Source organism: Leptolyngbya sp. 'hensonii' (assembly GCF_001939115.1).
Lineage (GTDB): Bacteria > Cyanobacteriota > Cyanobacteriia.
In genome coordinates this window covers 71,037-83,841 of sequence record NZ_MQTZ01000046.1, presented here as the reverse complement: position 1 = coordinate 83,841, position 12,805 = coordinate 71,037, and the positions used below count along the sequence as shown (strand labels likewise).

Below are 12,805 nucleotides of genomic sequence, written 5' to 3'. Positions count from 1 at the left end.
AAGGATGAATTATAACCCCATCCTTCATTCGTCATCCTTCACCCTTTCATCAGACGGTATCAACCGCTTCAAACTCGAACTTGATTTCCTTCCAGAGTTCACAAGCAACAGCCAGCTCAGGGCTCCACTTGCAAGCTTCACGGATGATGTCGCCGCCTTCACGCATCAGGTCGCGACCTTCGTTCCGGGCCTGGACGCAAGCTTCCAGAGCCACCCGGTTAGCCGTTGCCCCTGGGGCGTTACCCCAAGGGTGACCCAGGGTACCTCCACCAAACTGCAGCACGGAATCATCCCCAAAGATTTCCACGAGTGCGGGCATATGCCAAACGTGGATACCACCGGAAGCAACCGCCATCACACCAGGCATGGAAGCCCAGTCCTGAGTGAAGTAGATTCCTTTGGTCTTGTCTTGCTCAACGTAGTTCTCCCGCAGCAGATCGACGAAACCGAGGGTAATGGCCTTGTCCCCTTCCAGCTTGCCCACAACTGTACCGGTGTGGATGTGATCACCTCCAGACATCCGCAGACACTTAGCCAAAACGCGGAAGTGAATCCCGTGGTTCTTCTGACGGTCAATCACGGCGTGCATGGCCCGGTGGATGTGAAGCAGCAGACCGTTATCCCGGCACCAGTGAGCCAGAGAGGTGTTAGCCGTAAAACCAGCGGTCAAGAAGTCATGCATGATGATGGGCATTTCCAGTTCTTTCGCGAACTCAGCCCGCTTCAGCATTTCTTCGCAGGTGGGGGCGGTGACGTTCAGGTAGTGACCCTTGATTTCACCGGTTTCAGCCTGGGACTTCTTAATGGCATCGGCTACAAACAGGAACCGATCGCGCCAGCGCTGGAAGGGCTGGGAGTTGATGTTTTCGTCGTCCTTGGTGAAGTCTAGACCGCCCCGCAGACATTCGTAAACAGCGCGACCATAGTTCTTGGCAGACAGACCCAGTTTGGGTTTGATGGTGCAACCCAGCAGAGGGCGGCCATACTTGTTAATCTTGTCCCGCTCTACCTGGATCCCGTGGGGAGGCCCCTGGAAGGTCTTCAGGTAAGCAACGGGAATCCGCAGGTCTTCCAGGCGGAGTGCTTTCAGAGCTTTGAAACCAAACACGTTACCAACCAGAGAGGTCAGAAGGTTAGTCACAGACCCTTCCTCGAACAGGTCGAGGGGGTAAGCAATGTAAGCAATGAACTGGTTGTCTTCACCGGGAACGGGTTCGATGTCATAGCACCGACCTTTGTAACGATCGAGGTCGGTCAACAGGTCCGTCCACACAGTCGTCCAGGTTCCGGTTGAGGATTCAGCGGCTACAGCAGCAGCGGCTTCCTCAAAAGGCACCCCGGGCTGAGGCGTGACCCGGAAAGCTGCCAGAACATCTGTATCCTTGGGAGTATAGTCTGGAGTGTAGTACGTTAACCTGTAGTCCTGAACCCCGGCCTTATAACCCTTGCCGGAGGTTTTTGTTTGAGCGTAAGACATCTTTCCCTTCCTAGAAATCATTCAATTTGTTTAATTGCAGACTCAGGAATTGATCACTCCTATGATTGAGTCTGAAAGTTGCCAGAAGGCACACTACAATCGGCCTTGCGCCTTACAATCAACTTGCTACAAAGCATATCAGGAAAACCGATAAGTAGAACTTTAAATATTCTTCAGCCAACTATAAGGTTCACTTATTTTAATTCACATCCAATAGAGCAATTAATCACTTATTCATGTAGATAAATTAAATGCTTTAGATCTCCAACTTCTCAAAGAAGTCAGAGATCTAAGAAAAACCCAGATTATTTACAGGCAGCAAAGATTTCCGCCAATTTGCTTCAGAGAGGTTAGACTCTGGGATGCAATTCTGTGAGGAGATTAGGGAAGCCCTATGGGGAGGACTATCCGGACACGGACACGATTACCATTTTTAACCCAGGTGGGTGTCGTTGCCATGGTGGTGAGTTCAGGGGTCGTTGTCATGCCTGAACATTGGCTCAATTTCGCTGGCAACCCTGCTCTCGCCCAGGAGACCCCAACTCGCAAGCCCGACACGCCCATTTATCCTCCCACCCTGCCAGCTAAACCTTCCCAACCGGGAGAGCGCAAACCCACGGAGGACTACCGGGTTAGTGCGCTCCAGGCCGATCGCACCGGCACCCTGTGGGTCGGCTCCTGGCAGGGACTGGCCGAGATTAATGCCACCACCGGACAAATTCTGACCCGGGTGAATCTCCCCAATCCCACGATCGGGGCCTTGGCCATGGACCGCTCCCACCGCCTCTGGGTGGGGACCTACGAAGGACTGGCCCGCGTTGACCCCCGCAGCAACGAGGTCACGACACAAAACTTCAGTCTTCCCTCCAATCACATCCTTTCCCTGCTGGTAGACCGACGGGGCTACCTGTGGGTGGGGAGCGATCGGGGATTGACTCTGATCAGTCCAGACCAGGGCCTGATTATGACAACTTTTGAGAATCTTCCCGGCGTCAGTGCTGATGTGCTGACCCTGGATGCCCTGGGCAACCTGTGGGTTGGGACTCTGGAAGGGTTGGTGCAGATTAATACGGCCAGTGCCCTGGTCATGCGCAAGATCACCAATGTCCCTGGCATCACCGTTCAGGCCCTGGCAGTGGATCGACGGGGTTCCCTCTGGGTCGGCACCCCCAATAATCTGCTGGAGGTCAATCCCAAAACCGGGACCGTGGTCCGCTCAGTCACCCAGATGAAGGGACGCAACGTTACAGCCATTCGGTTCGATGCGGGCGATCGGCTCTGGGTGGGGACCAGCAATGGGCTATTTCTGTTGAATCATTACAATGGAGCGATCGTCAGCCAGGTCACGGATCTGCCCTCTAGCCGAATTCTGAGCCTCTCGCCCGATACGGGAGGGAAGTTCTGGGTTGGGACCGATGAAGGGCTGGCCTGGGTTAACACCCGTACTGGACGAGCCCGATCTCACCTGACCTTCAAACGACCTGCAGGCCAGGTGTACTGATCATCAGGCCTGGCGTCGCGTGGTATTTTTTACCGTCCTCTATTACAGTCAATCTAGGACTGCTTCCACTTGGGAAGACCTTGCAGACTTCCATGTATAGGCCCTATATACCCTATACCTAGTTTGGGGTTGTTCCGGGAGGTTTCCTCTGCTGAAGCTTGTGTAGGGTTGAGGAGCACGGATGAAACACCAACAGGGTTGGCTCAGGGACTTGCTTGGTCACGGTCTGGTTCTGGCGATCGTCCTGGGGATACTGCTTGGCTTCCCATCTGGGGCTACAGCCCAGACCACCTCTCCCCCACCGGTCACCCCCAGTGAGGTCAGGGCCACACCGTCCGGGGGCAATTTTTTTCTGGAGAAACTGCAACAACTCCAGGAAGATAAGCAACTCCAGCGGTTAGTCGAGGAAGATCTGGAAAAAAGCATTGCCATTCGGGAACAGATTCAAATTGAGGTAGACCGGGCCTTTAGCCATACCACTGCCCTGCTGAATGTTTTGATTGCCCTGTTGACCTCATTTCCAATTCTGGCCACGATGGGCATCTGGTTTCTCCGCCGCAGTGTTATCAGCCAGATTGTGGCCGAAACCAACAAGCAATTGCAGGTAGAGGTGGAAAAGCGCCTGGAGGAAGAGGTTGCGGCAGAGTTAAAGAAACAGGCGAAGACCTTCAGCCGGGAAGTCGAGCAGCTCAAGGCTGAGTTTGTGGCTCAGCTTTCCCAGTTGCAGCGACTTTATACAGATGCCCAACAAGAAAAGGACCAGATCATTCGCAAACTGGCCGAGATCACTCCCTCGCCTGTGCGGGACACGATCGCGCCAGACCTGCAACAGAAGATCCAGGAACTGACCAGCCAGCTAGAGCGGCTCAAATCCGTTAACCCTCAGGTGTTCTTGACGGCGACAGATTATGTAGAACAGGGTCGGGCCTTTTACTTTGAGAATCGGTTTGAAGAAGCCCTGACCTCCCACGAAAAAGCGATTCAAATTGAGCCGGATAATGCCCGGGCCTGGTTCAGCAAAGGAGCGGCTTTAGCCAAATTGCAACGCCATGAAGAGGCCATCCAGTCCTACGATCGGGCGGTGCAGTTGCGGCCCGACTCCTCAGAGATCTGGTTCAGTCTGGGGGTAAGCCTGACGAAGTTGCAGCAGTACGAGGCCGCCATCAATGCCCACGATCAAGCCCTCCAGCTCAAGCCAGATTTCTACCTGGCCTGGTTTGGCAAAGCCCGCTGCCATGCCCTGCAGGAAGAACCAGAGGCCATGTTCCAGGCGCTGCAGCAGGCTCTCCAGATCAACCCCGATCGAGGTCGGGAGATGCTCAAGACTGATGGGGTGTTCGATCCCTGGCGCGATATGCCTGAATTTGCCCAATTGGCTTAAAGAAAGGTTAGGCGTTGCTGAATAGAAGGATGATTTTCGTGCTTGAGCCTTATGCAGCCCTCACCCTAGCCCTCTCCCAAAGGAGAGGGAACAAGAGTTTTAGCTCCCTTCTCCTGCGGGAGAAGGGTCGGGGATGAGGGTAATTCATATTTGCATTCAGCAAAGCCAAAGGTTAGAGCATTCACTGCGACCCTTTAACTCTGCTCTCCGTACCAGGAAGAATGCCCTGCAGATTACAGGTACTTCTTCAACAGCAAGCCAAGTTTCTCCTTAGTGGCAGGCAATACCTTATCCAGGGGGGTGAGAATCGCGTACTTCAGGGCCGAGTGGGCCTCTGAAGCAGGTGGATTCTGACTGAGGCGGCGCACTGTTTCCTGAATAATCTGCTGGGCATTTGCCGCATTGCGGTGCAGATTGGAGATGATCATTTCCACCGTGACGCTATCGTGGTCCGGGTGCCAGCAGTCATAGTCTGTAACCAGGGCCAGAGTCGCATAGGCGATCTCGGCTTCCCGCGCCAGTTTAGCCTCCGGTAAATTGGTCATACCAATGATGTCAGCCCCCCAACTCCGGTACAGGTTGGATTCAGCTTTGGTCGAAAAGGCCGGTCCTTCCATGCAGACATAAGTGCCGCCCCGATGCAGGGAGACTTCCGGCAGGTTCAGGGTCGCCACCGCATCACCCAGGACAGAAGCCAGATGTGGGCAGATCGGATCGCCAAAGGCGATGTGAGCCACAATCCCATCCCCAAAAAAGGTAGAAATCCGGCCCTTGGTACGATCGATAAACTGATCCGGCACCACCATGTCCAGCGGCTTAACTTCTGCCTTCAGGGAACCCACCGCAGAAGCCGAGATCAGGTATTCCACCCCCAGGCTCTTCATGGCGTAAATATTGGCCCGGAATGGCAGTTCTGAGGGCAGCAGGTGATGATTGCGCCCATGTCGAGCCAGAAAAGCCACAGGAGTTCCTTCCAGTGTGCCAACAATCAGAGCATCCGAAGGGGAGCCAAAGGGAGTCTCCACCTGAACTTCCTGCACGTCTTTCAGGGCATCCATCCTGTACAGACCACTGCCACCAATAATGCCAATTTTTGCTTGAGCCATGGTTTCTGATACCGAACTGCGATCGCCAAGTTATTCTACAAGGAAAAGCCCATTTCTGTTGGGAGTGATTCACCTTGTCTTACACCATCAACCAGGTCCAGCCCCCTCTGGAATTTATTCCACCAGCTTTTAATCCGGCAGTTCATACCGTCGCCCGTTCTTTGCTCCCGTTTTGGATGAATTTTGGTGCTGGCATTTCCCACGTCGAAGCAGACCAGGTAGAGATTCTGGTTGATCTGTACCGTCAGTTTCAGAGTGGGAAAACCCGCTTTATGCTGGCCTTCCGCCATCCCAGTACGGATGACCCCCTCTGTCTGGCTTCCCTGCTCTGGCAGCATGTGCCCCAGGTAGCTCGCCGCCAGGGAGTACGTCTGCGTCAGCCGGTCCATGCCCACTTTATGTACGATCGGGGTATTCCCCTCTGGGCCGGTTCAGCAGCGGGTTGGCTCTATTCCCGCCTGGGGGGCACCCCCATCCACCGAGGTAAGATTGACCGGGCTGGGTTGAGATCGGTGCGCCATATCTTTGCCAATGGCAAACTCCCGATCGCCGCTGCCCCCGAAGGAGCCACCAACGGCCACAACGAAATCATGAGTCCCCTGGAGCCGGGAATTGCCCAGATGGGGTTCTGGTGTGCCGAGGACCTGCACCAGGCCGGACGCACTGAAGCGGTGTTGATTGTGCCGATCTGGATTCAGTACCGCTATGTGGAGTCCCCCTGGCAACCGGTCGAAAAATTGCTGGCTCAGCTAGAAGCCGACACCGGTCTGGCCCGAATGCAGCCAGACAATCCACCACCGGAACTCAGTGTCACCACCCGCAAGCTGATGCGAGAGGCATCCTCTGCCGATCAGCCCTCGATCGCCAGACTCTACGCCCGCCTGTATCTTCTGGGAGAACATCTGCTCACGGTGATGGAGCAGCATTATGCCCAGTTTTATCGGGGAACCGCGACCCCCATCGATCCAGGCAATGCACCAGAAGGAGAAGGCACCGATCCGAGGGAGTTTACAGCCCGCCTGCAGGCCCTGCTGAATACGGCCCTGAGAGTCGCCGAGGAGTATTTCGAGATCCAGCCTAAAGGCAGCATGATCGATCGCTGTCGTCGCTTAGAGCAGGCCGGTTGGGACCGCATTTTCCGGGAGGATATCAAGCACATTGAAGCCCTGTCGCCCCTGGAGCGGGGACTGGCCGATCGCATCGCAGAGGAAGCCAACCTCAGAATGTGGCACATGCGCCTGGTGGAGAGCTTTGTTGCCGTCACCGGTCGCTATGTCCTGGAAAAGCCGACTGCCGAGCGCTTTGCCGAAACCACCCTGCTGATCTGGGACATGATCGCCCGGATTAAAGGGGAAAGTCCCTTCAAACGGCCTCGCTTGGGGAAACAATCCGCCCACATCACCGTGGGCCAGCCCATTTCTGTTTCCGATCGCTGGGAAACTTATCAGAGCAGCCGCAGAGCCGCCAAACAGGCCGTCAGTGACCTGACCCAGGATCTCCAGACTGCCCTGGAAAAGATGATGGGTTAGGTATCACCTCCGGCACTGAACACCTGACTTCTACCACCAGCTTTGCTGATTCCCCTCGGCAAATTGTTGAACTATCAGCCCACAAGGGGGCATTCTTGACCGTTTCATCATCCAGGATGAGAACGTCTGGTTGGTATCCCGCCCGATTAGCATCAGGCTTGACAAAGGCAGCAGGCATGGGAATAAACCAGGGCTTCTGCATCTTTATCATCTGCTCAAACAGCTTGGCCCCAATTAGGCTAGCCACCCTTGCATGAGAGCCAGTGGGTTTCATTTCAACAATGACCCCTTCAATCAGTTCATACCGCCTATCGTTCTCTGGTAGCCAGTCCAAGAACTCCTCAAACGTTAGCAGTTTTTCCGGTACCGCAATCATGACGATCGCTCCCTAACTTGCCCTGCTCCAAAACACCATGTCCCAGCTCACCGATGACCCATCCAAACCCACCCCATCCCTGCGGGCCACCCCTCCCAGGAGGGGATCAATCCGATGACCAATGACCATTAAGGATCGTGGATTTAATAACTCCGAGATTTTCAGCCCTCACCCCCAACCCCCAACCCCTCCCCCTCTCCCGCCGGGAGAGGGGGCAGGGGGGTGAGGGCAAGCAGAAGTTTATCGGTGTTATTTAATTCTCATTCCTAAGCTGTTTTTTCCGTTTCCTCCGCCAGATCCACCCAGACATCCCCTGTTCCATGGTGGATCGTCTTGACCCACTTCAGCCGCTTCGGTCGGACGGCCATTCGGGCAGTCGTACTGGTCATCACCGGTACCCAGTGGAGCATGTAGAAGGTTCCGCGCAAAGCCTGCAGCAGGGTCATCATTAGCATGGGGAAAGACATGCATCGGGGGGTCTGGCCGCGCTCTTTGCGAAGCCGATTCTCCAACCGCTGCACCCGTCTCAGCCCCATGAACGTCCACATCAGCGACAGGCTCAAACTCAAAGTCGTAATCGGACTCAGGATCGGCAGACGATTGCGGAGCAGGCCCATCAAGACATCCGGGATGGCGGCAGTGGGTAACCCATACTGAATCAGCCAGAACATCGCCAAATCATAGGTTTTGCGGAATCCCATCCGATTCGTCAGAATCAAACGCCAGTAATCCAGATAACGCTGGTAGCCCCCTTCTGCCCAACGATTCCGTTGATGCCAGAGAGACAGGACCGTGGTCACTCCCTCTTCCTGGACGGCTGGCACCGCCAGACAATCAATATCCCATTGGTTCAGATGCAATCTCAGGGTCAAATCCAGGTCATCGGTAATAGTTTGCTCGTTCCAGCCCCCACAGTCTTGCAGGGCCTGCCGACGCACGAACTGACCATTACCCCGGAGTTCTCCAATCCCTCCGATCGCAATCCGTTGCTGCTGATAGTAGGTATCCATCGCCATCTCGGCCATCTGCCCCTGAATCCAGAAATTACCTGAGAGTCCGGTACCGGATTCTGGGTCAGCCTGCAGAATCGCCTTACGCACTTGAACTGCGCCCACTTCCGATCGCTGGAACAGGGGCACCACATGGCGCAGCATATCCCTGGAGACACGGGCATCCGCATCAAACACCGCAATAATATCCGCCCGGGTCATTGGCCAAACCTGATTCAGCGCTCCCGATTTGCCCCCCGTGGCGTTGGCCGATCGGTGGATGACATGGAGACGATCGTACTCCTGCGCCAGTTGATCCAAGAGGATAGGGGTTCTGTCCGTGCTGTTGTCATTAATCACCCAGAGGTCATAACGGCAGGCCGGGTAATCCAGGTTACAGAGCATTCTGACCAGATTGCCAATCACCGCTTCTTCATTCTTTGCTGCCACCAGCAGAGAGACATAGGGAAACTGATCCGGATCATCATCGTCGGCCAGAGGCTGGGAAGGAACTAGGGGGCGGGCCAGGATCACCCGCAGGGCATGCAGGCTCATCAGGGTCGTCAAGCCCAACACAAACCAAGTGCCCCAGGAAACCAGGTGTAGCACGATCGTGCCCGTCCAAATAACCGTCAGGACTACCGCTGCTTTACGTCTGCGGCCTTCCTGCCCTCGCTCGAAGGGATTATCCGGCTCCTCTTCCATCTCAGAGAGGTCTGACAACAGGGAGCTAACAGAATCACACTGATTGTAAGAATCATCGTCTGGCCAGAGATTCGTCGGCATAGGTTACATTACTCAAGCACCAATAATATTTAAATATCTTAAAGAAGATGGGCAATTAGCAACATAAAACCCTGTGATTTTTCTCGGATCAAGGTCTAAGAAATTCCAGATTCCCGGCCAGGGCACCAGTTCTTAACGCATCCAAAAATTAAATGGGTATTTATAGCATGATTGAAGATCATGAATACTCATTGTTCCCTATGGTTCGTTCTGGTTATACCTTACCCGTTTTCGCCGTGGCCGCTGCTAAAGCTGCCCTGCTCCATTTGCAAACCCCGCAGGAATCGTTGGCATCGGTGCTGATCGATCTCCCGACTGAGTCCGCCGAGATTCCGATTCAGCAACTGGCTACTCTGGAGTCCGACAGTGCTCTGGGAATGACCCTCAGCGATCCCGGCGATAACCTGGACCTGACTCGCAATATGCTGATCTGGGCCTGGGTCAAGCTGGCTGCATGGCAGGGTCAGCCCCTGATTCTGGAAGGGGGCGAAGGCTTGGGGAAACTGCCTACAGGAGAAGCCGCGATTTACAGTTTTGCCCGTCAGCTTTTTGAGGCAAACCTTTTGCCCCTGATTCCTGCCGATCGCAGCGTCACGGTGCGAATCATCTTGCCCCAAGGGCGACAACTGGCCCGGCGCACCTCCAACGAGGCTTTTGGCATTCTGGAAGGTCTGGCCCTGCTCGGCACCAGTGGTATTTCCCAACCCCTGTCAGCGGCTGACCAGTTGGAAGAATTCCGCATCGATTTGCAGGCAAAGGTGAAACAATCCCCTAACCTGGTGTTCTGCATTGGTCAGAATGGTCTGCAGGTGGCCCAGCGACTCAGAATTCCAGAATCCACGATCGTGCAAACGAGCAATTGGCTGGGGGCACTTCTGGTGGAGGCGGGCCTGCGGGGAGCAAGGTCAGTACTCCTACTCGGATATCAGGGTAAGCTCATTAAACTGGCTAGCGGCATCTTCAATACCTCCAGCCATCTGGCCGATGGCAGGCTGGAGACGATCGCTGCGGCGGTGGCTCAGATGGGTGGCGATTTAGTTGCTGTACAGCAGGTTTTGCAGGCGGAAACGGCGGATGCAGCCTATCAACACCTGGTCCAACTCCATCTGGCCAAACCGGTTTTCCAACATATGGCAGCAAAAATTCAGCAGCGATCGGAAGCCTATGTCAAAAAGTATGCCGATACCGCCCTGAGCGTGGGGGTGATTCTCTTCGATCGGCGAGGGGAGATTATCGTTCGCCATGGGGCCACCTTGTCCCAGGCTCCCAATGACCAGCCCTGAGGGGAGATTCAAGGCTGGTCGAATGCTCAGGCCGATCGAAACTGGCTGGTCAGGGTCTGGTGAGCCGTTGCGAAATCTGCAGCGGTGATCTGGATCTGATGGGGATCCGTTTGCCCAGTGGCCCGATAGCGGCGGATAGCTTCCAGGGCAGCCTGATTGCTCAACAGGGCCAGGTCCGCTCCGTTCCACCCATCCGTGGTCGTGGCCCAATCTTCCAGGCTGACCCCGGCCAGGGGACGATCCTGGTTGTGAACCTGGAGAATTGCCAAACGCCCTGCCCGATCGGGCAGATCGACCTTCAATTGTAAATCCAATCGTCCAGCCCTCAGCAAAGCCGGATCCAGGGCTTCAGGACGGTTGGTTGCCCCCACCAGCAGCACATTGGGGCATCCCTGCATCCCGTCCAGTTCGGTCAACAATTGCCCCACGACTCGATCGCTGACCCCCGACTCCCCACTGAACTTACCCCGAGCCGGGGCCAGGGTATCGATTTCGTCAACAAAGACGACGCAGGGCGCAGCCTGACGGGCTTTCGTAAACAGGTCCCGCACAGCCTGTTCTGCTGCTCCCACCCATCGGCTCATCAGTTCTGGACCATTGACGGCAATGAAGTTGGCCCTGGCCTGGGAAGCCACAGCCTTGGCCAGCAGGGTTTTTCCTGTCCCGGCTGGTCCCCAGAGGAGAATGCCACGGGGCGCTTGAGCCCCCGTGCGCTGATATAGTTCGGGATAGAGCAATGCCCCTTCAACCGATTCCTGCAGGATGCGCTTAATCTCCTCCAATCCGCCAATTTCGCCCCAGGCCACGGTTGGAGTTTCGATTTCCACCGATCGCAACACAGCAGGCTTCACGGCTTTGATTGCCTGGAGAAAATCCTGCTGGTGGATGGTCATGGTTTCGGGAATGGGATCGCTCAGGGAAGGCACCTGGCGACGCAGGGCAGAATAGGCAGCTTTCTGGCAGACCGATTTCAGATCAGCCCCCACCAACCCCACCCCCAGATCGGCAATGATCCCCAGATCAACGGAGGCTTCCAGGGGCATGGCCCGGGTCAGAATCTTGAGGATCTCCAGACGCCCCTCCCGATCGGGAACCCGAAACTGCACTTCCCGGTCAAACCGCCCCGGACGGCGCAGGGCTGGGTCGAGGTGATCGGGGCGGTTGGTCGCCGCCAGCACAATCACTCCATCAACTCTGGCAAACCCATCCATCAGGCCCAACAGTTGGGCTACCAGGCGTTTTTCAACCTCTCCCTCCACCTTGCTGCGATCGGGGGCCAGGCTGTCAATTTCATCAATAAAGATCAGGCAGGGAGCTGATTTTGCTGCTTTTTCAAACACACCGCGTAAGCGGGCCTCCGCTTCGCCATAGTACTTGCCCATCACTTCTGGGCCAACGATCGCGATGTAGTTTGCTCCCAACTCCTCAGCCAGGGCACGGGCTGTCAGGGTTTTTCCTGTTCCAGGTGGCCCCACCAACAAAACACCCTTCGTGGGCTCCAGACCTAGCCGTTTCAGTAAATCTGGGCGCTTGAGCGGAATTTCGACCAGCTCTCGCAACTCTTTCAGAACCTCACCCAACCCTCCCACATCTCGCAAGGATTGGGCCTCTGGATTGCCCTCAGCCGGAGAGGGAGTGATGATCACCGCTGGATCGGGATCAGTTTTGCCTTCAGGTCCAGATGGGGGGGACTGTATTCGGCTGCTCCCTATGCCACCTGGTATATTTCCTTGCTGAGGAATACTGCTAAAGCTCCGGGAATTAATGTGAACATCAGTTTTGAGTTCGCCTTTTTCCGCTTTCTCTTCCAAAGCCTTGGCGATTTCCAGCAATTGCTCGAAACCTTTGAACAGATTATCCATTCAGGCCACCGCATATCCCTAATAGCCAGTATAGCGAGGGGCCATCACGAACCCAGATCAGCCTGAGCAATCTTCATTAACTTGTAGAACAGAATGAATCAGCTCCACTTTCCCTGAAGCCGGGGAAAGCTGTCCCAGGGGTTAGGCATTTGGGAAGGCGACCCGACCAATCTCTACGGCAGTGGCTCCGCTCACCTGGCTGGCGACCTCGATCACCTGCTGCAGTACGATCTCATTGGGAACAATCCCTTTCAGAATGACTACCTTGCCCCGCTGTAACACTTGTAAATCACAGATATCCTCAGCCTTGAGAGATTGGTGAAGTTGAGCCGCAACCCTCTTGGCCAGACCTTCATAATCATATTCCCCATTTAATCCCACCCGCTCAGGCGGAATGGCAGTAAACAGAGGCGTCCATATTGGTTGCTCTGGTAAGACACCAGTTAACGGAGTTCCAACTTTTGGGAAACTCTCCCATTGAACGGGTTGATGCACAAATTCCATGGAGCTGACCA

The 12,805-nt window shown here is 55.2% G+C and carries 10 protein-coding genes; 4 read left to right on the top strand and 6 right to left on the bottom strand.

The window, feature by feature from the left end:
- Window positions 1-49: 49 nt before the first annotated feature.
- Window positions 50-1,477, bottom strand: coding sequence for a form I ribulose bisphosphate carboxylase large subunit (locus BST81_RS19195; protein ID WP_075600122.1), 1,428 nt, complete (start codon window positions 1,475-1,477; stop codon window positions 50-52).
- A gap of 394 nt (window positions 1,478-1,871) precedes the next feature.
- Here BST81_RS19195 and BST81_RS19190 point away from each other — a divergent pair, with 394 nt between their 5' ends.
- Window positions 1,872-2,978 carry a two-component regulator propeller domain-containing protein gene (locus BST81_RS19190; protein ID WP_075600121.1) on the top strand — a complete coding sequence of 369 codons (1,107 nt, stop codon included), beginning with the start codon at window positions 1,872-1,874 and terminating at the stop codon, window positions 2,976-2,978.
- 181 nt (window positions 2,979-3,159) lie between these two features.
- Entirely contained in the window at window positions 3,160-4,359 is a 1,200-nt protein-coding gene (locus BST81_RS19185) for a tetratricopeptide repeat protein (RefSeq protein WP_075600120.1), read from the top strand.
- A 233-nt stretch (window positions 4,360-4,592) separates the two neighbouring features.
- Here the strand turns inward: BST81_RS19185 and BST81_RS19180 are convergent, their stop codons facing one another.
- Complete coding sequence (locus BST81_RS19180) at window positions 4,593-5,465, bottom strand: S-methyl-5'-thioadenosine phosphorylase (protein ID WP_075600119.1); 873 nt, start codon at window positions 5,463-5,465, stop codon at window positions 4,593-4,595.
- Window positions 5,466-5,539: 74 nt separating this feature from the next.
- Between BST81_RS19180 and BST81_RS19175 the strand changes: the two genes are divergently transcribed.
- Window positions 5,540-6,994 (top strand): 1-acyl-sn-glycerol-3-phosphate acyltransferase, encoded by a 1,455-nt coding sequence (locus BST81_RS19175; RefSeq protein WP_075600118.1) that lies wholly within the window; start codon window positions 5,540-5,542, stop codon window positions 6,992-6,994.
- Here BST81_RS19175 and BST81_RS29290 read toward each other — a convergent pair.
- A complete protein-coding gene (locus BST81_RS29290; protein ID WP_075600117.1) occupies window positions 6,942-7,370 on the bottom strand; it encodes a Uma2 family endonuclease in 429 nt (142 codons plus the stop codon). The genes BST81_RS19175 and BST81_RS29290 overlap by 53 nt on opposite strands.
- Window positions 7,371-7,636: 266 nt before the next feature.
- On the bottom strand, window positions 7,637-9,145 hold the full coding sequence (locus tag BST81_RS19165) for a glycosyltransferase family 2 protein (protein WP_075600116.1): 1,509 nt from the start codon (window positions 9,143-9,145) through the stop codon (window positions 7,637-7,639).
- A 200-nt stretch (window positions 9,146-9,345) separates the two neighbouring features.
- On the opposite strand from BST81_RS19165, the gene cbiD reads away from it, so the two are divergent.
- A complete protein-coding gene (cbiD, locus tag BST81_RS19160) occupies window positions 9,346-10,428 on the top strand; it encodes a cobalt-precorrin-5B (C(1))-methyltransferase CbiD (RefSeq protein WP_075600115.1) in 1,083 nt (360 codons plus the stop codon).
- A 26-nt stretch (window positions 10,429-10,454) separates the two neighbouring features.
- Here cbiD and BST81_RS19155 read toward each other — a convergent pair whose 3' ends face one another.
- Together BST81_RS19155 and BST81_RS19150 are read right to left on the bottom strand one after the other, a co-directional pair.
- Window positions 10,455-12,290: an AAA family ATPase gene (locus tag BST81_RS19155; RefSeq protein WP_075600114.1), complete on the bottom strand. Its 1,836-nt coding sequence runs from the start codon at window positions 12,288-12,290 to the stop codon at window positions 10,455-10,457.
- A 141-nt stretch (window positions 12,291-12,431) separates the two neighbouring features.
- Complete coding sequence (locus tag BST81_RS19150) at window positions 12,432-12,794, bottom strand: BON domain-containing protein (protein WP_143780411.1); 363 nt, start codon at window positions 12,792-12,794, stop codon at window positions 12,432-12,434.
- Window positions 12,795-12,805 lie beyond the last annotated feature (11 nt).